Origin of the sequence: Paraburkholderia sp. MM5384-R2 (assembly GCF_014201025.1) — a bacterium.
Taxonomy (GTDB): Bacteria; Pseudomonadota; Gammaproteobacteria; order Burkholderiales; family Burkholderiaceae; genus Paraburkholderia; species Paraburkholderia tuberum.
The window spans coordinates 232,952-259,820 of record NZ_JACHDI010000004.1 but is presented as its reverse complement, the minus strand read 5'-3'; the positions used below and the strand labels follow the sequence as shown (position 1 = coordinate 259,820).

Here is a 26,869-nt window from a genome sequence, read left to right as displayed (position 1 = left end):
CGACCGCAGGTCCACCGCCCGGCTTCGAGTCTCCCCACGACCCATTCCGATATCATTTCGCAAGGATGCGCGGCATTTGCCGTTATCACGTATGTAGTCTCTAACCTTTTCCCCGTTGCAGCGGGGACGCGCTCTGAAGTCAGCGATGAAAGTCGATCTAGCCACGCTTTACCTTCTTGTGATCGGAACCTTGTTTGCCAGTTCCGCCATGATGTATTGGGAACACCTGTCCCATCCCAAGCGCGGCAAGGAATTGCGAATGCTGGCGGCCGGCTATGCGACCCTCGGAATCGGTTGCGCGGCGGCTGCATTTCGGGTTCAACTGCTCGGTGCAGCTGGCCCCGCAGTGAGTAATCTCGTGATTCTCACCGGCTATCTGCTCGTCCTGGACGGTGTGGCAATGTTCAACGGCCGGCGATATCTCGCGAGCTCGATCGGGTTGCTTCTGCTGATGGGGCTCACGTGGGCCGTGGCTGGCGTGCGTTGGCAGGCTGCCGTCTGGATGTACGTCAGCGCCATCCCGATCGCGCTGGCTTCCGCCATGACGTCGCTCGAACTGCTGCGAGGCGACGGCATGCCGGCGGTTCAATCCCGGCGCGTCGCCGTGGCGGTAACGGGCATCCACGCGCTGTTTTACGTCGCCCGGGCTTTCGTGCTGCCATGGCTGGTGCCGATCTTCGGGCCGCGCGTGCTGGCTGTCTCCAGCGAAATCACGATGTACGAAGGGGTTCTCTACTCGGTCATTTTGCCGATGACCTTGCTCCGGCTGACCCGGGAAGAAATTCATGGTGAGCTTTTGCAGGAGTCCCGCACGGATTACCTGACCCGACTCGGAAATCGAAAGTTGTTTTTCGAAGAGGGGGAGCGGGTTATCAGCGACCGCGGCATAAATCGACTACCCGTCACACTTCTTGCGTTCGACCTCGATCACTTCAAGAGAATCAACGACCAATTTGGGCACAAGACCGGCGACGAGGTTTTGAGGTCATTCGCGCAAACCGTTCGAGCCGTGACGGGTACGGACGCGATTCTTGCACGCATAGGCGGCGAAGAATTTGCCGCCCTGCTGCCGGGCTACGACAGCGACCGCGCAAAAAAGCTAGGCGAGAACGTTCTCAGCCGGTTCGCCGCAATGTCCCATGGCGCCGACGGCCACCGGATTCGCGCCACCGTCAGCATTGGACTCGCCGAGTCAAGTCGCGAAACGGCTTCCCTCACCGACCTGCTCTCAGCCGCCGACCAGGCGTTGTATCGAGCCAAGTCGCTGGGCGGCAATCGGCTTGAACAGACGCCAACGACCGCGCTCGCCGCCGCCAGCTGATCTTCGAGTGGCAATCGGATTCAAGCTCCCGCCGGCTAGAGTGTGGGGAAGTTTCCGGTCCCGCTCGAAACACTGAATTCGTTGGCCAGCACGGCTCCGTCGATTTTCCGCGTGGCCGAGGAGCCACGCGGATTTTCGTCCGAGCGCGATTGCGCACGCAGGTACGACACATGGATGCTCACGAACCCGACACGCGGCCGACCCAACCCGTAACCCGCCCTGTCCTTGTCTGGGACGCGCCGGTGCGGTTGTTTCACTGGCTGGTGGTCGTGCTGGTCACGGCCGCGTATGTCACGTTGAAGCTGAACTGGATCGACTGGCACGTGCGCGTCGGCGAGACGCTGCTCGCCATTGTCATTTTCCGGCTGCTGTGGGGCTGCTTTGGCAGTGAGACCGCCCGCTTTCGCAGTTTCGTGGCATCACCCGCGGCTGCGCTTCGTCATTTGCGCCGCCTGTTTCATCGCGAGCCCGATGTGCAGGTAGGCCACAATGCGGCCGGCGGCTGGATGGTTCTATTTCTGCTCGTCTTGCTGCTGACAGAGACGCTGAGCGGGCTCTACGTCAACAACGACATCGCCGACGAAGGGCCGTTTAGCGAACTGGTGCCCGTGTGGCTCGCCAACGCAATCTCGGCGTTGCACGGCCTTGTCTGGTACGTGCTGCTCGCCGCGGTGGTGCTGCACGTGCTCGTGATCGCCCTCTACGCGGTAGCGAAGGGACACAACCTGCTGCGCCCGATGCTGACCGGCTACAAACTGCTGCCCTCGTCCGTGGCCGCCCCGCGGCAGGCGCCAGCGCTGCTGGCGCTGCTGCCATTCGGCGTCGGCGTTGCCGTGGTGATGCTGCTCGCGGCTTATCTGTGAGCCTGCCGCAAACCCGCTCTCCGGGCGCGGCTACCGTGCCTGCATCAGTTGCCCTTCGGTGGCTTCACCTGGCCGCGAATCTCGCCATTCGGATTGTTCTTCGTGTGAACGTTGATGTACATGTCACCGGCTTCGAACATCTTGGCTTCGTCCGGAGATAGCGTGGCCTGACCGGTGATCGGGCTCGTCACCTCCGTGGTGCCCTTCTGCGACAGCCAGACCTTTACGCCAGCGTTTTTACCGGCCGGGGCGGGTCCGTGGAAATGCGCCATCGTGGTCGGACTCGTCAATCCGCTGAAGCTGATGTTCCAGGTGACGACCCGCGTGCTGGGGTCGTACGTGAGCTTGGCGCTACCGCTGCCAGGCGTCTGCACCGGCGGAACCTGTTGGGCGCCCGTCAAAGGCACCTCAAACGAGACGGGCGCCGCTTGCGCCAAGGTTAGCGCACCCGCGAAGGCCAAACCACCGAACACCATGAAAGCGCGCCGCGTGATGGATCGTGACATCTGGTTTTCTCCTGTTGGGTTTGCCCTTGGTGAGCGGGCGATTATTGAAGACTGCAGAAGACCTCGTCGGCGTTGTTGGCAGCCAAACAAGTGAGTCAAGCATAGACGCAAGCAGGCCGTAACGCGAAGGTTGCATGAGGCCGAAATCCGGCTATGCGTGGCAACCGCCCCGTTACGTCGACGCCAGATGAGTCTGTCCAGCGATTCGAAAGGAAATCGTCGGGCGAAAATCGTTGAAATTTGATCTGGCGCGAAAAATTCTTCCGGTACGATTTGCGCTTCGTGCGCAGGCAGCGGATGTAACTGGCGCGACCTGGTGTTGCGCCAGGCGCCTTCATGGATCACACCCATTGTTACGCTGCCATGTCCATCCCGAACGCCTTCGTCGGCATCGCGATTCTGTCCTGCCTGATGAGCGTCGCCGCTCTCGGCTCGCTGTTTCGCGCTCAGGTTCCGGGGATACGCCATTGGTGTGTGTCAAGTGGCCTGCTGGCCGTCACGGCCACGCTCCTTCTGTTCCGTCGGTCGGATATCGTCGTACTGGGCGCAAGCGCGTTGCTGCTACTGGCCTCGCTCCTCGCGATCCACGGCTTCCGGCGATTCTTTCATCGGCAAACGGCAGAAACTGCGTGATGCTGGCGGGGTCGTCGCAGCGTGCCGATGACATCGTTTCCAGTTTTCCGGCTTGGGAAAGCTCCGCGCAGGAGACGCCTGAGCGATCGTCCATTCGCACTGCCACCGCAAAAAAAACCGGCATGCAGTCGCCCGCATACCGGTCTCTATTGGAGCCCCAGTCGCGTCACCGCGAAAAGGGCCGCCGCGCTGATCCGCGCCAGTCCGCGCTTTATTTGCGCTTTATTTGCGCTTTATTTGCGCTTCAATTGCGAAACATCGCGCACCGCGCCGCGATCGGCCGAGGTCGCGAGCGCCGCGTACGCCTGCAATGCCTGCGACACGACACGCTCGCGATTGGTCGGCTGCCATGCGTCGTCGCCGCGCGCTTCCATCGCCGCGCGACGGCGTGCGAGCTCTTCATTCGACACCGCGAGATGCATCTTGCGCTGTGGAATGTCGATCTCGATCACGTCGCCGTCTTCGACCAGACCGATCGTGCCGCCTTCCGCCGCTTCCGGCGACGCATGGCCGATCACGAGCCCCGACGAGCCGCCCGAGAAACGGCCATCGGTAAACAGCGCACAGCTCTTGCCGAGGCCCTTCGACTTCAGATACGAAGTCGGGTACAGCATTTCCTGCATGCCCGGACCGCCCTTCGGACCTTCATAGCGGATCACCACGACGTCGCCCGGCACGACCTTGTCACCGAGAATCGCGTCGACCGCGTCGTCCTGGCTTTCGAACACGCGCGCGCGACCCGAGAACAGCCACTGCGATTCGTCGACACCCGCGGTCTTCACGATACAGCCCTTCTCCGCGAGATTGCCGTACAGCACCGCGAGGCCGCCGTCTTTCGAGTACGCGTTTTCCTTGCTGCGGATACAGCCGCTCTTGCGGTCCGTGTCGAGCGTCGCGTAGGTCGCTTCCTGGCTGAAGGCGACCGTGGTCGGAATGCCGCCCGGCGCCGCGCGGAAGAATTTCTGCGCTTCCTCGCCCGCGTCGCCGGCGATGTCCCACTTCGCGATCGCGTTGCCGAGGGTGCCGCTATGCACGTTGCCGCACGACAGATCGAGCAGCTCCGCGCGCGCGAGCTCACCGAGAATACCGATGATGCCGCCCGCGCGATGCACGTCCTCGATGTGGTACTTGTCGGTCATGGGCGCGGCCTTGCACAGGCAGGGCACCTTGCGCGAGATACGGTCGATGTCCGACATCGTGAAATCGACGCCCGCTTCCTGCGCGGCGGCCAGCAGGTGCAGCACGGTGTTGGTCGAGCCGCCCATCGCGACGTCGAGCGTCATCGCGTTTTCGAACGCCTGCTTGGTGGCGATGCTGCGCGGCAGGACCGAGGCGTCCTCTTCCTGATAGTAGCGGCGGCACAGATCGACGACCAGGCTGCCCGCCTGCTCGAACAGGCCCTTGCGCCATGCGTGCGTCGCGACGATGGTGCCGTTGCCCGGCAACGCGAGGCCGATCGCCTCGGTCAGGCAGTTCATCGAGTTCGCGGTGAACATGCCCGAGCACGAACCGCAGGTCGGGCACGCGCTGCGCTCGACTTCGGCGACTTCGGCGTCGCTGATCTTCGGATCGGCGGCCTTGATCATCGCGTCGATCAGGTCGATCTTCGCGATCACCTGGCCGTCGGTCGGCGACTTGATCTTGCCCGCTTCCATCGGACCGCCCGACACGAACACGACCGGAATGTTCAGGCGCATCGCGGCCATCAGCATGCCCGGGGTGATCTTGTCGCAGTTCGAGATGCAGACCATCGCGTCCGCGCAGTGCGCGTTGACCATGTACTCGACCGAGTCCGCGATCAGTTCGCGCGACGGCAGCGAATACAGCATGCCGCCGTGGCCCATTGCGATGCCGTCGTCGACGGCGATCGTGTTGAATTCCTTCGCCACGCCGCCGGCCGCTTCGATCTGCTTCGCGACCAGCGCGCCCAGGTCGCGCAGATGCACGTGGCCCGGCACGAACTGCGTGAACGAATTCACGACCGCGATGATCGGCTTGCCGAAATCGTCGTCCTTCATGCCGGTGGCGCGCCACAGCGCGCGGGCGCCGGCCATGTTGCGGCCATGAGTCGAAGTGCGTGAGCGATAGTTAGGCATCTGTATCCTCAGGTATTGCTGTTATCGGTTTTGATGAGCGCCCGCGCGGGCGTGGGGATCGCAGCGCGGACTTTGCGCTGGGAACGAATAGTGCAAGAACGCCAGTAAGACGTCCAATATATTTTTTCTGCGTGATTAGGTCGGGGAAAGTATTAAACGATGCCGCGACCGCTCAGCCGATTTCACCTTTTCTTGACATTGCCCGCTCCCACCGCGAATAATGCAGCGTTCGTTTAACGAAACCGTGTTCACCATAAGAACATTGAAACGGAAGCAGAGGTCTTTTCGAGCGCAACACCGGGTTCGAGGCCAGGCGCGCCCAAGCCTGGGGCCACCCTCCTGGATTCGCGCCAATCTGTCCGCTGTGATCAAGATCAGGTAAGGCAAGCTTGCCGCCAATACGCGCCGGCGCGCCGTACCCGCCCCTCCGCCCAGCACAGGGCCGGGCACTACACAGAGTCACACACATGAAGCGAGACACTCCCCCTCACGCCGCCGGCCGACCGGCCGCTTCGCGCGGCATCGTCGAAGGGCTGGTTTATGTTTTCGAGCAGGTCATGCCCGACCCGTTCGTACTGTCGATCTGCCTGACGTTCTTCGTCGCCGTGCTGGCGATGCTGATCGCACCGAACGGCACACTGCCGACGCTGCTCGATTCCTGGTACACCGGCACGTTCGGCATTCTGGGCTTCGCGCTGCAGATGATCCTGATCCTCGCGACCGGCTACGCGATCGCGGAAGCGCCGATCGTGCAACGCGGTCTGCGCGCGCTCGCGTCGCATGCGAACTCGCCGACGCGTGCCGCGCTGCTCGTGTTTCCGGTCGTCGCGGTTGCCGCGTGGCTCAATTGGGGGCTCGGGCTCATCGTCGGCGCGTTGCTGTCGCGGGAAATCGCGCGGCGCGTCGACGTCGACTTCGCATGGCTCGTCGCGGGCAGCTATTCGGCCTGGTCGATCTGCAACAGCGGGCTGTCAAGTTCGATCGCGCTATCACAGGCGTCGCACGGCAATGCGCTGAATCTCGTCGAGAAAGCGACCGGCCACGTGGTGCCGCTCAGCGAAACCATCTTCGCGCCGTTCGTGTTCGTTCCGACCGTGCTGGTCGTCGTCGTGATGACCGCGATCTTCATCAAGATGCATCCGAAGGCGGAGAACGTCGTCGCGTTTCGTCAGAGCGGCGAAGCAGCCGCCGACGCGCCGAGCGACGACCCGCATGCCCGCGCGAGCAGCGAGACATCGCTCGCGGCGCGCCTCGAACAGTCGATGCTCGGCACACTGCTGATGCTCGCGCTCGGCATCGGCTATCTGGCGCTGACGTGGCACAAGGAAGGATTCGATCTCGACATCAACAACACGATCCTGATCTTCCTGATGATCGGTCTCGCGCTGCAACGCACGCCGATCGCGTACGCGAATTCGATTCGCCGCGCCGCGCGTCAGACCGGCTCGATGCTGCTGCAATATCCGATGTACGGCGGGATCATGGGCATCATGAAGGGCACGGGTCTCGCGTCGATGATCGCGAAAGCGTTCGTGACGATCGCGTCACCGGTCACGCTGCCGCTGTGGAGCTATCTGAGCTCGCTGATCATCACGCTGCTGGTGCCGAGCGCCGGTGGCCACTGGGCGGTGCAGGGTCCGTTCGTGCTGCCCGCGGCGCTCAGCCTGCATGCGTCGGTGCCGCGCACCGCAATGGGCGTCGCGATGGCCGAGAATGTATCGAACATGCTGCAGCCGTTCTGGGCCGTGCCGATCGTCGCGATCGCGGGTATCCGGATTCAGCGCGTCATGGGCTACACGGCGGTGACGTTCGCGGTGTCGCTGGTGATTTACGCGGTGGCGTTGTGGCTCGTGCCGTAACCACAATGACCTGAGTCCGAACGATCTCGCTACCGTCAAAACAAAGGGCCGATGAAGCAATGCTTGATCGGCCCTTTGTGCTTTTGCGGCGTACCGCTCGCTGTTACATCTTGACGAGGTCCAGCAGCGTCTTTTTGCCGTCCTTGTAGTCGTACAGCGAGATCACGCCGTGCTGAAGGTCGCCCTTCGCGTCGAACGTCGTTTCGCCGGTCACGCCCTTGTAGTCGGTGCCCGACACCTTGGCGAGCACCTTCGCCGGATCGGTCGAGTTCGCGCGCTTCATTGCGTCGACGACGATATACACCGCGTCGTACGTGAACGGCGCGTCGAATTCGATCTGATGAGCCCTGCTGGGTGTACGCCGGGTTCGTCGACGACGGCGAGATCTGCACGATGCCAGCGTCGCTGTCGATCTTCGAGGCCGGAATCGACGCGCCCGAGTTCAGGTGGCCCACCACCGCGACGACTGGGATTTTGCGGGTTTGATTCGTTCAGGAAATCGTCAGCAAAAGTGACGAGATAAGCAGGAACTCTGCGAATCACGGCTTGAAATCGGCCAGCATCACACCGTCGCGGATATGCGCGAGAGCGGCCGCCACGTAGTCGACGACCGGTGCCGGTGGATGGTCCGGCTTCGCCCACACGAAGCCCGAGCACTTGTGCGGCTCCATGTTCGCCAGTTCGCCTTGCCATGAACGGCACGCGAGAAAGAAGCTGATGCGGTTCGTGTCCGAGTCGCGCCGCATCACGAGTTTGAATTCGAGCGCGCCGGGCGCGATCGTCACACCGGCTTCTTCTTTCGATTCTCGAATCGCGCATGCCTCGATCGATTCGCCCGGTTCGAGATGGCCGGCAATCAACGCGTACTGGCCGTCCCTGAAACCGGTATTCGCGCGCCGGATGAAAAGGCACTCGCCCTGCCCATTCAGGAACAGCACGTTCACATCGACGATGCTTTGCATTCGGCTCATTTTCTTGCCGGCATCATGACGGACTAGCCGCGTTGCGCGGTCAGCAGCTTGATGCCGAGCGCGACGAAGACGAGCCCGCTGCCGCGTTTGATGGCCGCGACCCAACGGCCGGCTCCGGCGCGCGTATGGATACCTCGCACACCGAGCGAATAAATGGTGTGCACGAGCGCGACGGTGAGCGCGATCGTCAGATACATCACGATGAACTGCTCCGACAGGCCGCGCTCGTGGTCAATGAATTGCGGCATGAACGCCGATAGAAAGATCATCGTCTTCGGATTGCTGCCCGACACGAGCAAGGCTTCGCGGAATACCTTCTTGCGCTCGAACGTATAAGCGGACGATGCGACGCCCGCCGGCTGCGCGGCCCGCGATGCCTCTTTGTTGCCGCCGCGCAGTTGCCTGATGCCGAGATACATCAAATAACCCGCGCCGAGCACTTTCATCGCGACGAAGAGCGGCGGCAGCGTCGTCAATACCGCGCCGACGCCTAGCGCCACGAGCACGACGACGACTCCTTGCGCGAGCAGATTACCGGCGACGCTCGCCGCCGCGCCGCGGTTTCCATAGCGGACCGAATTGCGGATCACGAGCAGAACGTTCGGTCCCGGCGAAATGGTGGTGAGCAGATAGGCACCGGCGAAAAGCAACCAGGTATGGAAGGACATGGCAGGCCCAGCGGTTCGTTGTAGTTGAATACCAATACACCGGACATCATCATGCCACGGAAAAAATCGCTGCCGCCGTCGCTGCGCGCTAATCGGTACGCACGACCTGACACAAGAACTGCTTCAAACGCGCACTTTGCGCACCCGCCCGATGTGGTGCATCGCGAGAGCCTGCGCGTCGGCCTTGCTGATGCGCCGGACGTCGCGCGCCGCCTCAACGTTTCGAGCCCGTCACCAGTTGCAGCGGCGTCTCGATCACCTTCGACAACTCGCGCTGCTTGCGCCGCTCGGTCACCGCCTTCAACGCGAAGTCGATGCCGAACACGGTCTGGCGGCCGGCGAACTGGTTCATCGTCGCGAGCACGCGGCCGTCGGCGAGTAGCGGCTTGATCGCATCGATCGCGTCGTAGCCGGTGACATAGACGCCGCCGCCGCGACCCGCGTCGCGAATCGCGTCGACCGCGCCCATCGCCATGTTGTCATTGCCGCATAACAGCGCGCGCAGCTGCGGGTGCTCGGCCAGCATTTTCGCGGCCACGTCGCGGGCCTTGCCGTACTCCCAGTCACCCGGCTCGACCGCGACGACCTGCACGCTCGCGGCATCCATCGCATCGCGGCTGCCGGCCGTGCGCTGCTGCGCATTGCTGCTCACCGAAATGCCTTCGATGATGCCAACCTGATCGCCGGGCTTCAGCCGCGTGGCCAGATATTGGCCGACCTGCTTCGCGCCGTTGCGATTGTTCGGCCCGACGAACGGCACCGAGATGCCGGCGGCCGCTTGCGCCGCATCGTCGAGCGGGTTGTCGATCGTGATCGTGATGATGCCGGCCTTGATCGCGCGCGCGATCACCGGGATCAGCGCCTTCGAGTCGGTCGGCGCGATCACGATCGCGTTCACCTTCGCCCTGATCGCCTCGTCGACCATGCGGATCTGCGCGGCGGTGTCGGTCTGTTTGGCCGTGCCGCGAATCGTCAGGCTGAATTGCGACGAGAAGTGGTCCTGGTAATCGCGCGCAGCGTCGACCATCGCGACCGTGAACGGGTCAGACATCGATTTGAGTACGAGCGCGATCTTCGGCTTCGTGCCGGGCAGCACTTCGGCGCCGGCATCGTCCGCGAACAGCGCGATGCCAGTGAGACCGGTTGCGGCCAGCGCGCCCGCGAGCAGCACGCGGCGGCGCATGTTCTGCGTCATGGCTTAACTCCTTCGCGGAGGTGCCGGTTGCGGACGGGCCGGTTGCGGACGCGCCGATCGAACGACGCGACGCTGGCGGCAATTTCGTCGAAGAGCGGCCGGCTGTCGATATCTTCGCTCAGACAACGCGTCTTCAAGGCGGCGAGTTGCGCGTCGAGTTCACCGGATACGTCGCAACGCTCGAGCAGTTCTTCGAGCAGACAGCCGTACGCCCTCACTTCGAGCCGCTGCAACGCGATAGCGAGCTCGCGATCGCCGGCGTCAAACAACGACGCCGCCCCGAAATCGCCGAGCAGCGCGCGCCCCGCGCCGCCGTGCAGGATATTGTGCGCGTACAGATCGCCATGCATCACGCCGCCCCGATGCAGATGACTCGCGACCTTTGCGATGCCGCTCGCGATACCGAGCACCGTCGCAAGGTCGAAGCGCGCGTCGTCGCGATAGATGTCCCGCGTACACGATGCGAGGCTCGGCGGACCGGCGAGATTGGCGAAGCGCGTATCGATCAATCCCATCACGAGGCCATGCGTTTCCGACGGATGCCCGATCACCTTGCCGAGCACGGGGATCAGGTTCCCATGTTCGCCGCCGCGAATGCAAGCAGCCATCTCGCAGTCGGGCAAACCGTCGCTCGTCACCGCGCCCTTGAACAGCTTGACGGCGACCGCACGCGGCGCGGGCTCGTTGTCCGCGTGCAGCGCCGCGCGATAGATGACGCCCGATGCGCCCTCGCCCAACGGCCGTTCGAGCTGCAACGCATCCCAACGAATGCCGCTGATCGGTGTGTCGATGAGCGCCGCCTGTTCGAGCGCCGCGTTGAACGGATTGCCCGCATACGCGAGCCACGCAAGCCGCGGCAGACGCAGCAACCAACGCGGCAATGCATCGAAACGATTCGCCGCGACCCTCAGCAGTTCGAGCCGCGTGCATGCGAGCAACTCCTCGGGCAGCGCGCGCAGCCGGTTGCCGGCAAGCATCAGCTTCTGCAGTTGCGTGCAGCGGCCGAGCTCCGCGGGCAAGCGTTCGAGATCGTTGTCGGTCAGAATCAGCCAACGCAGCAGCGGCGGCAGCGCGCGCGCCGGCACCTCGCGGATGCGATTCGACTTGAAGCCGATCATGCTCAGTTGCACGCATTCGCCGAGCACGCCGGGCAATTCGGTGAACGGGTTGTTGGACGCGAACAGGATGCGCAGTTTGCGCAGACGCGGCAGATCGTCCGGCAGCGTCGTCAATGCGTTGTTCGACAGGTCGAGCACTTCGAGCGTATCGGCGAGATCGAAAATCTCGCGCGGAAATTCGCTCAGGCCGCACGCGAGTTTGAGTTCGCGCGCACCCGCCAGTCGCCCGGCCTGCAGTTGTTCTAAAGTCGTGGTCACAGTCGTGGGAAAGAAGATCGGGTAGCGCCCGCAGCGCGTCGTACCGAAGCTGTCGATTTTACTGAGTCGAAGGTCATCTGGGGTTCTCTGCGGTACAGTGATGCGAGCGTCGCGGGGGTCACGGCCGTCGCGGCCATGTCGAATGCGAATGAGACAGCAATATCTGGAGCGCGTTCAGGCGACGCAAGCGACACACTATCGGATAACGGCGCAGCCTTCATACAGTTTTGCGCGTCCGGTCGTCGAAACGCCGCCGCCTCGCAAGTCCTTGCGCCGCCACCCTGTCAGGAGCCTGAGAAAGTGACGTATGCATACAAGTTGATCGATTCGCCGGTCGGTCAGTTGAAGCTGGTGGCGAAAGGCGAATGCCTTGCCGCGATTCTGTGGGAGCACGACAAGCCGAACCGCGTGCGACTCGGCGAAATGAGCGAAGCGAACGAACTCGCGGTGCTCCTCGAAACCGAGCGGCAATTGCGCGAGTACTTCGCGGGCACACGCCAGGCCTTCGATCTGCCGTTCGACTTTCAGGGCACCGAGTTCCAGAAGCAGGTCTGGCGCGCGCTGCTGACCATTCCGTTCGGCCAGACGCGCAGCTACTCGGAGATCGCGCGGCAGATCGGCAACGTCAACGCGGTGCGCGCGGTGGGCGCGGCAAACGGCCGGAATCCGATCTCGATCGTCGCGCCGTGTCATCGCGTGATCGGCGCGTCGGGCGAGCTGACGGGATTCGCCGGCGGCCTCGCCAACAAGATGCTGCTGCTTTCGCTGGAGGCGGGGCAGACCTCGCTCGAAGCAGCGGCGGATGACGCGCATCGGCTGGCGCCGAAGGGAAACGCGGCGCAACCGGTCAAGGTCGATGCGCCCGCGAAACCGGCGCATCGTCAGCCGAGCCGGGGAACGCAGGGTTCGCTGTTCGGTAGCTAAAGCAGCGCACACCCGGCACGATGCGCCACCCACCGGCCGTAATCGCCGATGCTTCGTCCGCGATCAGCACCATCGTCCGCGCATGCAACACCTATCCTTAAGATGCCCTTTGGGGCATCGAACAGGAGGATGACATGCGCATGCTTCTCAACATACAAATACCGAACGAACCGTTCAGCACACTCGTGCGTGAGGGCCGAATCGGCGACCTGATGAGAAAGATCCTCGAGGACACGAAACCAGAAGCCATCTACTTCACCGAGCAGCAGGGCAAACGCGGCGCGGTGGCGGTCGTCGAGGTCGCCGATGCATCGGCGATCCCCGCGCTTGCCGAACCGTGGTTCCTGACGCTCGACGCCGACTGCGAGCTGCGCATCGCGATGCTGCCCGAGGATCTGATGAAAGCCGGGCTCGACGCGCTCGGCGACAAGTGGAAGTAACGCGGCCCTCAGGAATGCCCAGCCGATAGCTGCAGCAGCATCGAAGCGGCGGCCGTCGCCGCGACCTGGCAGCCGAGCACGATATGTGCCTCGGCCGTGTCCTCGATAAAGTCGTGACTCACGCCGCCGATGCTCGGCACGAACATCATGCACGCCGGCATGCAACGCGCGATCACCTGCGCGTCGTGCGCGGCGCCGCTCGGCATGCGCAGCCACTGGCCCGGCGCGAGTGCTTCGGCGGCTCGCGCGATGTGCTCCGCGAGCGTGGCGTCCATGCTGACGGGTTCGATCGGCTCGTCGAGCGTCTGCAATTCGACGCTCACCGCGTTGTGCGCGTTGAAATCGCGCACCAGTTCCGCGAGCGCGCGTTCCATGGCCTGAAGCCGTGCGGGGTTCGCATCGCGGAATTGCAGGTACATGTCGGCCGCGCCGGGCACGACGCTCATCGAGCCCGGATCGAGATCGATGCGGCCCACGGTCCAGACGGTATCCGCGTCCGCCAGCTGCCCGAACGCGTCGTTCATCCGCGCGATGAACGCGACGAGCGCCGCGCCCGCGTCGCGGCGAATCGCCATTGGCGTCGTGCCCGCGTGATTGCGCTGACCCGTGAAGCGCAGTCGCGATTCGCGCAGCCCGACGATCGTCGTGACCACGCCGATCGCTTTGCCGATCGCCTCGAGACGTCCGCCCTGCTCGATATGCGGCTCCAGATACGCGACCTGGCGCCCTGCCTCGAAACGTGCACGCGGCCGGCCCGCCAGTCCAGCGGCCTCGAGTACGTCGGCGAGGCGTTCGCCCTGCCGATTCGTCGCGCCGCGAATCGAGTCGTCGACCACCTCGCCGACGAAGCTGCGGCTGCCGAGCAGGCCCGAGAACGTGCCCTCCTCGTCGATCCACGACGCGACGTCGACGGCGAGGTGCCGCGTCGCGTCGTGCTCCGCTAGCGCGCGGGCGATTTCGAGCCCGTACATCACGCCCATTGCACCATCGAGCCAGCCGCCGGTCGGCTGCGTGTCGGTATGCGAGCCGATCACGAGCGCGGGACTGCTATTGCGCGAGCGTCCGAACACGGTGCCGACGCCGTCGATGCGCGCGTCGAGCCCCGCCTCAGTCATCCGGCCGACCAGCCATTCGCGCGCCGCCAGATCGACCGGCGACAGCGCGAGCCGGACCACGCCGGGACCGGTCGCGCCAAAACCGCGCAGCCGTTTGAGGTCGGCCATCAGCCGGTCAGGATCGATCTTCACCACGTTGTCATCTCCATGAATTGATTGCGGATATACGCGTGAAGCCCACCCTCCGGCTCGAACAATCGATACAGCGTGGGCCGCGACAGCTGCGACATGGCCAGCACGCTGTCGACCGTCAGATCAGGTTGGCCGAGATTTGCGTCGATATAGCGGCGCGCTGCCGTGAACATCGCGGTGCGTGCCACCGCCCGCGCACTGCCGGTCAAGCCTGTTTCCTTGCCGAACGCCGCCGCCATCAACAGCGCGCAAGTGTGGAGCGCTTCCTGAGCCGCGGGCGTGTCCATCGTGGGCAGCGTGCGGCACAGTTCGGACGGCCGTATCAAGAAAGCCCCACGACCGCGGGCACTCTCACGAAGCGGACTAACCGTCTGCTTCCGCCATTCACCAACTCATTTCCACAGCGTGCGGCCAAAGAACGTCAACGTACGATCCCACGCCTGTTGCGCCCAGACCGGGTCGTATTGCGTCCTCGCGATGCGGCCCGACCCGACCGCCGTTTCGTTCGCGAACGCGTGACGCGCCAGATAGCGATGAAACTCGACGTCGACTTTCGCGTCGGTGAGTTTCTTTTCGAGCGCGTCGACGGTGTCGGCGGCGAAGAACTCGTCCTGCAGACCCCAGTGGCCCATCACCGGAACCTTGATCTTCGACGCGTCGATATAGTCGAGCGGCGGGAAGCCATACCAGACGACGCCGGCCGCCACTTCAGGCACGTTGCACAGCGCGAGGAACGTCAGCGCGCCGCCCATGCAATAGCCGGTCAAGCCAACCTTCGCCGCGTGCTGCTGCAGATACTGGACCGCGCCGCGCACGTCCTGCGTTGCGGCATCGCCGAAATCGAGGCCGCTCATCAAGTGGTGCGCCTCATCCTCTTCGACCGTCGACTTGCCGCGATACAGATCGGGCACCAGCGCGAAGTAGCCGGCTTTCGCGAGGCGATCGGCGACGCCGCGAATCTGGTCGTTCAAGCCCCACCATTCCTGGATCACGACGACCGCGGGCGCGCCCGCGGTTTTTTCAGGCTTCGCGAGATAGCCCTGTAGCTGCTTGCCGTCGGGACGGTTGAACGTGATCATCGAACCTGCGTGTTGGGTCATCGGTCGCTCCTCGAGTAGACGAAACCGCTAGCATAGCGCCACTACCCCGTTTTCTGTTCAATCGGAATCGTGCCAACGCGCGAGCGTGATCCCGCGGAATCTGCGCGTTATGTGAATCGAACAATATGAGGATCAACATAAGGAAAAATTCGTTAATTGATTCGTCGACGCGAGAGATGCCCTCAGCCGTTTCGTGTTGAAAGCCGGCGTAAAACGCGACGCAGAAATCAGGCCCGCGCGACGTGTGATTTCGCGCACGCATTCAAGCGCTTTTATCCAATGGGTGAATGACTCGACTGAAAGCTAGACGTATTGCGATGCGCGCTAGAACCGCTCTATCACACCGAATTGGACGCCCGCGACCGGCGCGCCCGGATAGGCAACGGGCAGCCCGGTCACGTTGACGCCGCGCAGCGTGAAGCGCGAGTCGTCGTGATTCGCGAGATAGGCGGCGCTGAAATACAGCAGCAGCGTCGGCGACATGCTGTATTCGAATGCCGCGCTGAACTGGTCCGCGCTGCCGCCAGGCGTCGTGTAGTCGCGCACGTGCGCATAGCCGAGCGAGGCACGCGCATTGGTCGAAAAACTGTACTGCGCCGACGCCGAGCCGCCCGCGCCGTGATAGACCGGTGTGCCGCCATCGCCGTTGAAAAAGGACAGCCACACGCGCAGCTTGCCGAAGGCGTAGTTCGCGCCGCCGAGGTTCGCGCGCAGCGCTCCGGCACCGTGCGTCTGCTGGCGCGCGTACAGCAGATGCAGGTGGTCGAGCCGATACGACGCGCTCACGTAATAACCGTCGATGCCGTTGCCGTCGGCCTCGGACGGATCGCGCATCGCCATCATCAGCGTCGCACTGAAGCCGGCGATGCGCGGCGACAGATACGCAACCGCGTTGTTCGCATACGGCGTGATCTTCGACAGATTGTTGAGCCCCGAGGCGATCGTGCCGGCGCCGAACGCGTCGAGATCGCCCTTGAACGGGATATAAATCGGCGAATACTGACGGCCGACGCGCAGTTCGCCCCAGTTGCCGCTCGCGCCGATCCATGCCTGCCGATTGAAGATCGAGCCGGGCACCTGCAAGCTGCCGTCGGTCGAGCTGAAGCCGTTTTCGAGCGTGAACACGATCGCGTTGCCGCCCCCGAGCGGCTGCACGCCATGCAGCCCGACCCGCGAGCCGCGATACGCGCCGGAGTCCATGCGCGCCACCCAGCCCGAACCGGGGTCGGTGATTTCGACGCTCGTATCGATCACGCCATACAGCGAGACGAAGCCGGTGTTGATTCCTGAGGCGGCGCCCGTGCCGGTATCGATGTCGGTGACAGCGGCTGCGCCGTGCGCATAGAGCAGAAGCGCGCCACCTCCCCAAACCGCTCTCGCGCCGACGCTGATCGTCAAGGCTTCGCGGACTGTGTTCAGCAGGCAAGCCATGGCGTGACGCAGGATGAGTTCCTCCTCGAACACATCGATCGGATATACCGCGAGCGAACTTACCACGTTCGGGCGTACCCGTGCGCACCGTCCAGTACGCTCGCGCACATCCCTACGATGCAAGCGCGCGCCAGCGTCCGCGACTGGAGGACGGCGATGCAGGAGTCGCCGCGGCCCGTGTGCGGCGCCGTGCCCGGGGCACCACCTTTTTCCCGCGCCGTGTGGTATTGCAGAACAACGGAATTCGTGAGACTAGGGCATCCGATAAATCAACGACCTAACCAACAATTCCGTTGTCGCTCTCGTGGCGGCGACAGAAATTGGTGAGACTCACCGGCTTCGTTCCGATATTCGTGAGACTGTCAGAAAAGGAATCGTCCCGGTTCGGCCAGTTTCCGCCGCCCGTCTGAGCCACAAGGCGGCCACTCGAACGGCCGGTCAAGTTGAAAGCGGTTCCCAAATAACGCCATGCCGAGTGTCGGCATCGGGCCGCGCAGAGACGTTCGAGACGCCCAGCGTAGCGCGCTTAGCGTACGAAAAGTCCGTTTGTGATGAACCGCTGCCCCGCGATCGAAATCCCCCGCCTGGGGTTGCCGCCGATCCAGGTTGCGGGCGGGTCAGCTTAGGATCAGAATGATCCGCCGAGGGTGCCCGTCGCCGGGCGACCCGGCAACCGTCAGGGAGGTAAGTCATGCGTGTTATGGTGAAGTTCTCGTTTTCCGCTGATGCCGGCAACTCCGCCATCCGCGCCGGCAAATTAGAAAAAGTCTTCCAACAGCTAACCGAGGATCTGAAGCCCGAAGCCGCTTATTTCCACGCCGAGAATGGCGACCGGGGCGGCTTCTTCATCGTGAACATGGCGGAATCATCGCAGATTGCCGATACCGCCGAGCGGCTCTTCTTTGGTTTGAACGCCAAGATCGAACTCGTGCCGGTCATGAATGCCGATGACCTGCGCAAAGGTCTGGCCGGCGTGCAGGAAACGATCCGCCGCTACGGCTGAGTCCCCCTGGACGATGACCTCGCCCTTGCCGGCCGCCGCGTCGTAGTCGCGCTCGAGCCATAAGCGGGCATAGCACCGGAACGGAGCCAGCTTCTGATGGTCGCCGCGCAAGATCGCGTCGGCCTCGACGATCTCGGGCACGACGTCGGGGTCGTAGTTGAGGTTCATGGCGAAGACGCAGCGCGAGCGGTTGTCGGCAGTGCCGAACCGCTCGCGCACGGCCTCCTTGGCGCGTTCTAGGCGCTTCTCGAGCTGGCCGAGGATCTGCCGGCCGCGCTCCACCATCCCCCGCACCACGGCGATGCCGTCATAGCCCGATGCCGTCATAGCCGCGCCGATCGGCAAAGGCGGCCGTTTCGTAATCGGGGTACCGTCAAGATTCGGACGTTTACGTACGTCAACCGCGAAACTGTCAGATTTGGTCCTGAGACTTTGCAGCGAGGGTGTCAAGTCACGTTGGAAATATCCTTAATCTGACGCGTTCCCCGCCGGGCTCTGACGTCCGGCTGAAATACGCTTCAACTGGACGACACGCAGGCTTATGAGTCAGCAGTCGGCCATGAAGCGCCATTCGCCCGCCTCATCGCTCAGACGTTCGGACGTCGGATCCACTCAGCAAACGGCCATTCCTCCATCGGCAAATCCAGATGTCAAAGCTGTCCGTCGATTTGCGCAAACGACTGAACGAGATCCGGGGGTTTCCGGTCTTCGCGGCTTTCCGGATTGTCAATCAATAGTGTTGTACGACTCGCGTCTTATATCGTCCTCCAAACAGGCGCGCACAAATCGCGTTTGATCTTCGCTCGACGGGAGACCGCTCCTGCAATGGGAGCAGCGAAAGGGACAAGGCGTGAATTGGACGTTGGGCAACGACTTTGGGATGCTGGACCCAATCCGCCAGGACTTCCCGCAGTAACAAAGCCCCGACGACGGCGACAACGGGTCCAGTTACGTGCCCCGGGATCTGTCGAAAAGGGGAGGTTCAATGCGCAAGCGGACGGGCCTACCGTCCCGTCCGCATTTGAATTCGTGTTCAGCTGATCGGCGGTGAAACGCCTCGCGAGCACCTGAATCGGCCTAACCGCCACCTGCCAGCGTCATCAGGCCTGGGGCGAACACGTAGAAACCCACCCCGATGATGATGAGGTAGAGCAGCATGATGAATGTCCATCCCATGTTGTGTCGGATGACTTCCCCTTCGTTACGCACGAAACGGCTGGTCGACACACCCACACTCGCGGTCTGCGGCGCAACCGGCTTTCCAACCTCGGCGCCCACCGAGTTGAGCGACGGCAGGAGCAGCGTGGGGAAGCCGAGCAAGCGCCCGACCGTTACCTGGAAGAAGCCGAACATTGCGTTGGTGGACGTATTGCTGCCAGACAGCGCCACGCCGATCCAGCCGAGAATGGGCGCAACGACGATGAAGGCAACACCGATCTTTGAGAATCCCTGGGCGAGAGAGGCCGCCATCCCCGAGAAATTGAAGATGTACGCGAGGCCGAAGATGAAGACGCCCACCAGCAAGGCGCCCCACATCTGATGCCAGGTGCGGCGGAAGGCTTCCGCATATTGCGCGGGCTTCATGCCGATCAGTAAGGTGGTGATGAGCCATGCGGCGAAGATCGCCGTGCCGCCGATGAAGGGCGAGAAAGCGAAGACGGCGCCCACTTCAGCGCCCTGGCGAATCGAAGAGCCTGCCGTGACCGCGAACTTGAACCAGACTATCTTGGGCAGCGGCGACCATGGGCCGGTCCACAGGACCACCACCACGATCAGCACAATGAAGGGCAGCCAGGCGCGGAACACCTGCGCCCTCGAAAGTCCGTGCGGCGCGTTGCTGAGTGCCGCTGCCGCCGCATCGACAGGCTTGCCGCCATAGCCGAGCACGGTTTTCGGGCGCCAGAATTTGAGCAACACGAGCAGGGCGGCAAAGCAAACGATCGAACCGGTCACATCGGGCAGATAGGGCCCCAGGTAAACCGCGACCGGGTATTGTCCGGCGATGTAGCCTAGCGAGCCCACCACCGCGAGCGGCCAACCGTCGCGCAAACCGGTTCGTCCGGAGACCAGATAGATCAATACCCAAGGCGGCAGCAACGCGAGCACCACCACGATATGCGCGACCGAGGCGGAAAGTGCGAGTATTGGCAGGCCGGTCACGGCTGCCAGGGCAATGATCGGCACACCGAGCGCGCCGTAGGAGACCGGGGCGTTATTGGCGATCGCGGCAACTCGGATCGCGTCGAGATCGGGAATGCCAAGCCCGATCAGAATCGGCGCCACGAACGCCCAAGGGTAGCCGAATCCGACCAGCCCCTCGAGCAAGGCGCCGAAAGCCCAGGCAAACAGCATGGTCTGTGCCCTCACGTCCGCAGTGCCCTGGGCGGTGAGCCAGCGCCGGAAATGGTCGAACACACCGGTGAGCGTCAGCGAATTGAAGAGCATGACACCCCAAAACGTGATCCAGTCTACCGCCCAGATGCCCGTCAGCGAGCCATAGAGATAGGCCCGGATCCCGGTGCTCAGCGGCATCCCCCATACCGCGACGGCGAGGATAAAGGTGACAATCGCGCCGAGCAGGACGGAAAGCCAGGCAGAAAGCTTGAAGACTGCGAGTAGTACCAGGAGAATGACCACGGGTACCAGCGCCAGCAGCCACGACGCGAACAAGTTGCCGGTCGGATTGAGAATTTGCTGGAACATAGATCAGACTCCGTTTTGTTTTTAAATTTCGCTGGGAGACGCGTGATCGCGGTGTGGTACCTCTCGCAGTGTAGGAAAGATACTTGATATTGCAATAAACGCTTGTATGGATGCGTATGCCGTTGCCACGGAACGATGTTGCTCGGGCATTTCCGTACAGGCCAACAGTAGAGGGCGTTCAGATCGCAGTCCTCCTATTGCGACGAGGTGCTGCGTTGAAGAGCTTTCGGTTCGCGGACGAGAGGATCCTGTTCGGGCTGGGGCAAGCCGCCAATTCCAGATTGACATGCCGAAGTCGAGGCTACGTGTGTCCCGTGCCGTCAGCGCAGGCGCCCCTACGTGATAAGCGTTTCGCGACCGATAGCCTTTCTCCGCAGCGGAGCGGAATCATCGCCGCATTAGCGGAATTAGTCGGACAAACAAAATGCGTTAGCCCTCCGAATCCATAGAGACACGGAGAAATTCGATTGCTAACCAGGCTCGCCGTCGGTCGGTTGTACTTCCATAACTGCCGTTCGGTTTCATGATCCTCTATGACCGGATCGGGTCGTTTTGAGTCGATCCGACATCGTGACCTGCGTTCGGCGAGCATTTCAGCACGCTGGTTGTTGTCGCAGCCGGCCGCGGATTTACCGGGACAGCGTTCCCGGCAGTCTCATCAATTCGGTATTTTCAGTCTCACGAACTCGGCTCCAGTCTCACGAATTCCGTTTCCCTGCAGTATTTCGCGCGACGAATGCTTTTGACCAGGGAAAACCCATATAATCCTCAAGACGTCAGACAACTTGCGTACAATCGCCGCGAGCCTGACCGCGATCCGCCGTGCAGCGTCCACCCCGAACCGCCTTCTGCCCGATCCGTGAATTCCACCGCCCCCGCCAGTTCCGCCGCCGCCGCCCCCGCCCTGCCGTTTCGTCACGCGCTTTACGCGATGCTCGGCATCGGTCTCGTCAACATGCTGGTCGCGCTCGACCAGACCGTCGTCAGCACCGCGCTGCCGTCGATCGTCGCCGAGCTGCACGGCTTCGAATATTTTGCGTGGATCGCAAGCGCGTACCTGCTCGCCTCGGTCGTCACGGTGCCGGTGTTCGGGCGGCTCGGCGACTACTTCGGCCGCAAGCGCTTCGTGATCGCCGCGGTGATCACGTTCACGGTCGCGTCCGTGTTGTGCGGCCTCGCCAACAGCATGCTGTTTCTCGCGATCGCGCGCGGACTGCAAGGCGTGGGCGGCGGCATGATGGTCGGCACCGCGTTCGCGTCGATTCCCGATCTGTTCCCCGACCCGCGCACCCGCGTGCGCTGGCAGGTCGTGCTGGCCGCGGCCTACGGCATCGGTACGGCGGCCGGCCCGTCGCTCGGCGGCTGGATGAGCGAGCACCTCGGCTGGCGCTCGACGTTTCTCGTCAATCTGCCGGTAGGCGCGGCGGCGCTCTATTTCATCTGGATGCATCTGCCGAATTTCCGGCGGCCGCATGACGGCGAAGTCAAGATCGACTGGCTCGGCGCGGGGCTCGTCGCGGGCGTGCTCGGCGGCTTGCAGGCGTTTATCGAAGCGGTGCCGAAGCACGGCCTCACCGTGGGCAATCTCGTGCTCGGCGCGTGCGTGATCGCCGGCGCGATCGCACTCTTCACGTGCGAAAAGCGCGCCACGCATCCGATCGTTCCGCTCGATCTGTTCAAGGACGCGCAGCTCGTCACGCTATTCACGCTCGGCATGCTGTCCGGGTTCGTGATGTTCTCGCTGATCTTCTTCGCGCCTTTGCTGCTGCAAGGCGGCTTCGGTCTTTCGCCGCAGCAGGCCGGCCTGCTCGCGACGCCGATTGCCGCGTGCATCGCGCTCGGCAGTGTGGTGAACACGCGCATCGTGATTCACATGAAGAAGCCCACGCGGATTCTGACGATCGGTTTCGGGCTGCTGATGTTCGCGTCGATCGCGCTCGCGTTCGCCAATCCGGACACGCCGCGCTGGCGCATCGTGCTGCCGATGGGCGCGGTCGGCATCGGCCTCGGCTTCATCCTGAACAACCTGAACGTGTTCGGCCAGGAGATCGCCGGACGCGAGCGCTTCGGCATCACGACCGCGCTATTGCAATCGACGCGCATGGTCGGCGGCATGCTCGGCACCAGCATCGTCGCGACTGTCGTGCAGCATCACTATCGCAACGTCGTCACGCGCACGATGAGCGTGCTCGGAGAGCCGGCCGCATCGCAATGGCGGCCGCGTTTCGTCGATCTGCGCATCCTGATCGACGACGCGTCGCGCACGCAGCTGATTGCGGATATGAAGAAGTCGGGACTCGATACGCTCGCGCTGATCGATAGCGCACGCGACGCGCTCGTGCAGTCGATTCATATCGGTGTGTGGCTGACGGCGGTGGCATCGCTCGCGGCCGCGCTGCTGGTGCAGCGGATTTCGCATGTGGTGTTTCGCAAGAGCTGACAAGTGGCCCTATGATGGCCGCCGACATCCGCGGTGCAGCTATCTCGCACCGTGCAATGCAAAAGGAAACAAAAAAGCCTGGTGAACCGCATCTTTCGTGCAGCCCGCCAGGCTTTTTGATTGAGTTAAATCGTCCTTAACGCACGAGACACGGCCGTTTGTTGTCGAACTTCCAGTTCGGAATCAGATATTGCATGGCAATGCCGTCGTCGCGCGCGCCGAGGCCGTGCTGCTGATACAGCGCGTGCGCCTTCTCGAGCGCATCCATATCGAGTTCGATGCCAAGCCCCGACTTCTGCGGCACCTTGACCTTACCGCCGACGATCTGCAGCGGATCTTGCGTCAGGAACTGACCATCCTGCCAGATCCAGTGCGTATCGATCGCGGTGATCTTGCCCGGCGCCGCGGCCGCGACGTGCGTGAACATCGCGAGCGAAATGTCGAAGTGGTTGTTCGAATGCGAACCCCACGTGAGGCCCCAGTCGTTGCACATCTGCGCGACGCGCACCGAGCCCTGCATGGTCCAGAAATGCGGATCGGCGAGCGGAATGTCGACCGATTGCAGCTGGATGGCGTGACCCATCTGACGCCAGTCGGTCGCGATCATGTTGGTCGCCGTCGGCAGGCCGGTTGCGCGACGGAACTCGGCCATCACTTCGCGGCCCGAATAGCCGTTCTCCGCGCCGCATGGATCTTCCGCGTAGGCGAGAACATCGTGCTTGTCACGGCACAGGCGCACCGCTTTCGCGAGCGACCATGCGCCGTTCGGGTCGAGCGTCACGCGCGCTTCGGGGAAGCGCTCGGCGAGTGCCGTGACCGCTTCGATCTCGGCCTCGCCTGGCAGCACGCCGCCCTTCAGCTTGAAGTCGTTGAAGCCATAGCGCGCCTTCGCGGCCTCGGCAAGACGCACGACCGTCTCCGGCGTCAGCGCTTTCTCGGTGCGCACGCGCTCCCAGTCGTCACGCGCGCCGGCGTTGTTCGCGTACGGCAGATCGGTCTTGTTGCGATCGCCGATATAGAACAGGTAGCCGAGCATTTCCACTTCGTCGCGCTGCTGGCCTTCGCCGAGCAGTGCCGCGACCGGCACGCCGAGATGCTGCCCGAGCAGGTCGAGCAGCGCGGCTTCGAGCGCGGTCACCGCGTGAATCGTCGTGCGCAGGTCGAAGGTCTGCAGGCCACGCCCCCCAGCGTCGCGATCGGCGAACTGCGTGCGCACCTTGTTCAGGATCGCCTGCAGATTGCCGATCGACTGACCGACCACGAACGGCCGCGCGTCGTCGATCGTCTTGCGGATGTTCTCGCCGCCCGGCACTTCGCCCACGCCGGTATGCCCCGCGCTGTCGCGCAGAATCACGATGTTGCGCGTGAAGAACGGACCATGCGCGCCGCTCAGATTCATCAGCATGCTGTCGCGACCGGCGACGGGCACGACGCGCAGTTCGGTGACGACCGGCGTGGCGTTCGATTCGGTAGGTTTGGTGGACATGGGAAAAGCACCTGTGTGATGAAGTAGGCCGGCCGGCGGAAGCCGCCGCGCGCTGCGTGCGTGTTCGACCGGACCGGATGAGAACTCGAATACAGAAAAATCGACGGCCGCATGCGAGCCGTCAGTGTAGTCAATGCGCGTTGCCGTGCAACGAATCGGGCAACGGTTCGCGATTGCCGGGCTTGTTGCGCGTCAGGAAGCCGGCCGCCGCCGCGAGCAGCGACGCGACGCCGAGACCGTACAACCCGCCCGTGATCGAGCCCGTGTGCTGCTCGAGATAGCCGAAGGTGGCCGGCGCGAAGAAGCCGCCGAGGTTGCCGAGCGAGTTGATCAGCGCGAGCACGCCGGCGGCGACGCGCGCATCGAGGTAGCCCTGCGGAATCGGCCAGAACAGCGACGAGGCCGCCTTGAAGCCGATCGCCGAGAAGCAGATCGCGACGAACGAGAACACCGGGTTGCCCGACGTCGACGCGAACAGACCGACCGCCGCGATGACGAGCGCGACCGCGAGCCAGCCCTGCTGATGTCGCCATTTCGCCGATACGACTGCGAAGCAGTACATCGCGCCCATCGAGATCAGCCACGGAATCGCGTTGAACATGCCGACCTCGAAGTCGGAAAGGCCGCCCATCTTGCGGATGATGGTCGGCAGCCAGAAAGTGGCCGCGTAGATGGTCAGTTGGATCGCGAAGTACAGGAAGCAGAACAGCGCGATTTGCGGGTCCTTCAGCAGCTTCACCGTCGGCAGATGCGCGCCGCCTTGCGCTTCGCGCTCGCCCTGTTCGGCCGCGATCGATTGTTCGAGCACACTTTGTTCTTCGGCCGTGAGCCAATGCGCGTCGCGGATGTGCGACTTCAACAGCAACCAGCTGACGACGCACAGCGCGATCGAGAACGCGCCTTCGATCAGAAACATCCACTGCCAGCCTTGCAGGCCGAGGCCGCGAATCGACAACAGCGAGCCGGTGATGGGACCGGACAGCACCGACGCGAGCGCCGAGCCCGACAGAAAGATCGCCATCGCCTTGCCGCGTTCCTTTTGCGGCAGCCACTGCGTGAAGTAAAAGACGACGCCGGGAAAGAAGCCCGCCTCGGCGACGCCGAGCAGGAACCGCAGCACGTAAAACGACGTGTCGTTCCAGACGAACGCCATTGCGCCCGCCACCAGCCCCCACGTGCCCATGATGCGCGTGAGCCAGGCGCGCGCGCCGAACTTCTGCATCAGCACGTTCGACGGCACTTCGAACATCGCGTAGCCGATGAAGAACAGCCCGCTGCCGAGCCCGTAGGCGGCCGCGCCGATGCCGAGATCGGCCTTCATGTGCGCGTTGACGAAGCCGATATTCACGCGGTCGATATAGTTCGCGATGAACATGATCAGGAAAAGCGGCAACACGTTGCGCTTTACCTTCGCGACCGCCGATTCCAGCGGGTCGAGCGCGGTGGTCAGAACTGATGTCAAGTTGTGTCTCCTGTCGGCCACGAGGCCTGGTGGAACGCAGCGCGGCGCACCCGGTGGATGCAAGACCCTGCTCTACGCCTGATATGTTGTCTGACGACAGTCTACCGCGTTATTTTTGTCAAATCCAGTAGGGTGTTTACCCTGTGATTCCAGAGGGACTGCCTTGAAATAACGGCAGATTCAAAGGTTCAGAACGCTGTTGACCAACCCGAATCCGCCTCGAACTAAGACGTCTGATGTCTACAATTGGCAGACTGTCGTCAGCAGCCCATGCGTTTGCGCAAATGTCCGCCTCATCCCCGCCGCCACCGCGCATCCGCACGCAAAAAATAGCCCGCGCCGATGCCGCCGAACGCGGCAGAATCGAGTACAGTCCTGTGCGATACTTTGCAGGATCAGTCAACCAGCCACAAAAATGAGCAGCCTAACTGAAAAGGTGGTGGCCACCCTTTCCGATGAGATTCGCCGCGGGGCGCTGAGGCCAGGCGACCGCATCCCCACCGAAGTCGCGATGATGAAGCAGCTGTCCGTGAGCCGCTCCGTGGTCCGCGAGGCGATTTCGCGTCTGCAGGCAGAGAGGATCGTCGAGACGCGCCATGGCATTGGCACGTTCGTGCTCGCGCCCGCCGCCGAAAAGCCGATGCAGCTTCCCGCCGCCGATCTCACCAGCATGCTCGACGTGATGGCGATCATCGAGTTCCGGATCGACGTCGAAGCGGCCGCGGCCGCGCTCGCGGCATCGCGGCGCACCGAGCAGAACCTGAAGCAGATCCGCACTGCGCTCGATCGATTCGAGTCGGAGCTCGAGCGCGGCAGCACCGACACGCTCGCACACGACATCGAGTTCCATTTGCAGATCGCGCGCGCGAGCGGCAACCGCTATTTCTTCGACGTGCTGAGCCAGCTCGGCCGCTCGGTCAGCCCGCGCACCCGGCTCGGTTCGGCCGAGATCGCGGAGCTAGACCATATCGAGGTGTTGCGCAGCGTGCTCGGCGAGCATCTGATGATCTATCGCGCGATCGAGCGTCAGGATGCCGACGACGCGCGCGCCGCGATGCGCATGCATCTGAGCAACAGCCGCGAGCGACTGCGCCGCGCGCATGACCTGACGAAGGCTGGCGCGTGATCACATGCGGGGCTGAGCG

Annotated in this window: 22 protein-coding genes and 1 pseudogene; 8 read left to right on the top strand and 15 right to left on the bottom strand. The window is 63.2% G+C overall.

What is annotated here, in order from left to right:
- Window positions 1-145: 145 nt before the first annotated feature.
- Together HDG37_RS09545 and HDG37_RS09540 are read left to right on the top strand one after the other, a co-directional pair.
- Window positions 146-1,321, top strand: a complete 1,176-nt coding sequence (locus HDG37_RS09545) for a diguanylate cyclase (protein ID WP_184046402.1) — start codon at window positions 146-148, stop codon at window positions 1,319-1,321.
- 170 nt (window positions 1,322-1,491) lie between these two features.
- Complete coding sequence (locus HDG37_RS09540; protein WP_184046400.1) at window positions 1,492-2,184, top strand: cytochrome b/b6 domain-containing protein; 693 nt, start codon at window positions 1,492-1,494, stop codon at window positions 2,182-2,184.
- A 44-nt stretch (window positions 2,185-2,228) separates the two neighbouring features.
- On the opposite strand, the gene HDG37_RS09535 is transcribed toward HDG37_RS09540, so the two are convergent.
- Window positions 2,229-2,690, bottom strand: a complete 462-nt coding sequence (locus HDG37_RS09535; protein ID WP_184046398.1) for a CHRD domain-containing protein — start codon at window positions 2,688-2,690, stop codon at window positions 2,229-2,231.
- Window positions 2,691-3,026: 336 nt separating this feature from the next.
- Here HDG37_RS09535 and HDG37_RS09530 point away from each other — a divergent pair, with 336 nt between their 5' ends.
- On the top strand, window positions 3,027-3,323 hold the full coding sequence (locus tag HDG37_RS09530) for a hypothetical protein (RefSeq protein ID WP_260332832.1): 297 nt from the start codon (window positions 3,027-3,029) through the stop codon (window positions 3,321-3,323).
- A gap of 233 nt (window positions 3,324-3,556) precedes the next feature.
- On the opposite strand, the gene ilvD is transcribed toward HDG37_RS09530, so the two are convergent.
- The gene (ilvD, locus tag HDG37_RS09525) at window positions 3,557-5,419 is read right to left on the bottom strand and encodes a dihydroxy-acid dehydratase (protein WP_184046396.1); all 1,863 of its coding nucleotides are present in this window, start codon (window positions 5,417-5,419) and stop codon (window positions 3,557-3,559) included.
- 467 nt (window positions 5,420-5,886) lie between these two features.
- On the opposite strand from ilvD, the gene HDG37_RS09520 reads away from it, so the two are divergent.
- On the top strand, window positions 5,887-7,278 hold the full coding sequence (locus HDG37_RS09520) for a short-chain fatty acid transporter (RefSeq protein WP_184046394.1): 1,392 nt from the start codon (window positions 5,887-5,889) through the stop codon (window positions 7,276-7,278).
- 103 nt (window positions 7,279-7,381) lie between these two features.
- On the opposite strand, the pseudogene HDG37_RS40295 reads toward HDG37_RS09520, so the two are convergent.
- The 5 genes and pseudogenes from HDG37_RS40295 to HDG37_RS09495 all read right to left on the bottom strand — a co-directional run.
- Window positions 7,382-7,615 (bottom strand): annotated as a pseudogene (locus HDG37_RS40295) (hypothetical protein); the annotation flags it as partial.
- Window positions 7,616-7,817: 202 nt separating this feature from the next.
- Window positions 7,818-8,249 carry an NUDIX domain-containing protein gene (locus tag HDG37_RS09510; RefSeq protein WP_184046392.1) on the bottom strand — a complete coding sequence of 144 codons (432 nt, stop codon included), beginning with the start codon at window positions 8,247-8,249 and terminating at the stop codon, window positions 7,818-7,820.
- Between the two features lie 23 nt (window positions 8,250-8,272).
- On the bottom strand, window positions 8,273-8,917 hold the full coding sequence (locus tag HDG37_RS09505; protein WP_184046390.1) for a LysE family translocator: 645 nt from the start codon (window positions 8,915-8,917) through the stop codon (window positions 8,273-8,275).
- A 214-nt stretch (window positions 8,918-9,131) separates the two neighbouring features.
- On the bottom strand, window positions 9,132-10,112 hold the full coding sequence (locus HDG37_RS09500; RefSeq protein ID WP_184046388.1) for a substrate-binding domain-containing protein: 981 nt from the start codon (window positions 10,110-10,112) through the stop codon (window positions 9,132-9,134).
- Window positions 10,109-11,488 carry a leucine-rich repeat-containing protein kinase family protein gene (locus HDG37_RS09495; RefSeq protein ID WP_184046386.1) on the bottom strand — a complete coding sequence of 460 codons (1,380 nt, stop codon included), beginning with the start codon at window positions 11,486-11,488 and terminating at the stop codon, window positions 10,109-10,111. The genes HDG37_RS09500 and HDG37_RS09495 overlap by 4 nt, the downstream gene beginning before the upstream one ends.
- Window positions 11,489-11,788: 300 nt before the next feature.
- On the opposite strand from HDG37_RS09495, the gene HDG37_RS09490 reads away from it, so the two are divergent.
- Entirely contained in the window at window positions 11,789-12,412 is a 624-nt protein-coding gene (locus HDG37_RS09490; protein ID WP_184046384.1) for a methylated-DNA--[protein]-cysteine S-methyltransferase, read from the top strand.
- 134 nt (window positions 12,413-12,546) lie between these two features.
- Window positions 12,547-12,852, top strand: coding sequence for a panthothenate synthetase (locus HDG37_RS09485; protein WP_184046382.1), 306 nt, complete (start codon window positions 12,547-12,549; stop codon window positions 12,850-12,852).
- An 8-nt stretch (window positions 12,853-12,860) separates the two neighbouring features.
- On the opposite strand, the gene HDG37_RS09480 is transcribed toward HDG37_RS09485, so the two are convergent.
- The 6 genes from HDG37_RS09480 to HDG37_RS09455 all read right to left on the bottom strand — a co-directional run bounded on the left by HDG37_RS09480 (window position 12,861) and on the right by HDG37_RS09455 (window position 20,336).
- The gene (locus tag HDG37_RS09480; RefSeq protein WP_184046380.1) at window positions 12,861-14,102 is read right to left on the bottom strand and encodes a Zn-dependent hydrolase; all 1,242 of its coding nucleotides are present in this window, start codon (window positions 14,100-14,102) and stop codon (window positions 12,861-12,863) included.
- Window positions 14,096-14,386: a hypothetical protein gene (locus HDG37_RS09475; protein WP_260332831.1), complete on the bottom strand. Its 291-nt coding sequence runs from the start codon at window positions 14,384-14,386 to the stop codon at window positions 14,096-14,098. Before HDG37_RS09475 ends, HDG37_RS09480 begins: the two co-directional genes overlap by 7 nt.
- Window positions 14,387-14,491: 105 nt before the next feature.
- Window positions 14,492-15,199: a dienelactone hydrolase family protein gene (locus HDG37_RS09470; protein ID WP_090807471.1), complete on the bottom strand. Its 708-nt coding sequence runs from the start codon at window positions 15,197-15,199 to the stop codon at window positions 14,492-14,494.
- A 324-nt stretch (window positions 15,200-15,523) separates the two neighbouring features.
- Complete coding sequence (locus tag HDG37_RS09465) at window positions 15,524-16,696, bottom strand: porin (protein WP_184046378.1); 1,173 nt, start codon at window positions 16,694-16,696, stop codon at window positions 15,524-15,526.
- A 799-nt stretch (window positions 16,697-17,495) separates the two neighbouring features.
- A complete protein-coding gene (locus HDG37_RS09460) occupies window positions 17,496-17,960 on the bottom strand; it encodes a hypothetical protein (RefSeq protein ID WP_184046376.1) in 465 nt (154 codons plus the stop codon).
- Between the two features lie 750 nt (window positions 17,961-18,710).
- Window positions 18,711-20,336, bottom strand: a complete 1,626-nt coding sequence (locus HDG37_RS09455; RefSeq protein WP_184046374.1) for an L-lactate permease — start codon at window positions 20,334-20,336, stop codon at window positions 18,711-18,713.
- A gap of 931 nt (window positions 20,337-21,267) precedes the next feature.
- Here HDG37_RS09455 and HDG37_RS09450 point away from each other — a divergent pair.
- The gene (locus HDG37_RS09450; protein ID WP_184046732.1) at window positions 21,268-22,776 is read left to right on the top strand and encodes an MFS transporter; all 1,509 of its coding nucleotides are present in this window, start codon (window positions 21,268-21,270) and stop codon (window positions 22,774-22,776) included.
- A 136-nt stretch (window positions 22,777-22,912) separates the two neighbouring features.
- Here HDG37_RS09450 and gudD read toward each other — a convergent pair whose 3' ends face one another.
- Together gudD and HDG37_RS09440 are read right to left on the bottom strand one after the other, a co-directional pair.
- Window positions 22,913-24,262 carry a glucarate dehydratase gene (gene gudD / locus HDG37_RS09445; RefSeq protein ID WP_184046372.1) on the bottom strand — a complete coding sequence of 450 codons (1,350 nt, stop codon included), beginning with the start codon at window positions 24,260-24,262 and terminating at the stop codon, window positions 22,913-22,915.
- A gap of 130 nt (window positions 24,263-24,392) precedes the next feature.
- Window positions 24,393-25,724, bottom strand: coding sequence for an MFS transporter (locus HDG37_RS09440; protein WP_184046370.1), 1,332 nt, complete (start codon window positions 25,722-25,724; stop codon window positions 24,393-24,395).
- A gap of 415 nt (window positions 25,725-26,139) precedes the next feature.
- On the opposite strand from HDG37_RS09440, the gene HDG37_RS09435 reads away from it, so the two are divergent.
- A complete protein-coding gene (locus tag HDG37_RS09435; RefSeq protein ID WP_184046368.1) occupies window positions 26,140-26,850 on the top strand; it encodes a FadR/GntR family transcriptional regulator in 711 nt (236 codons plus the stop codon).
- The last annotated feature ends 19 nt before the right edge of the window (window positions 26,851-26,869 follow it).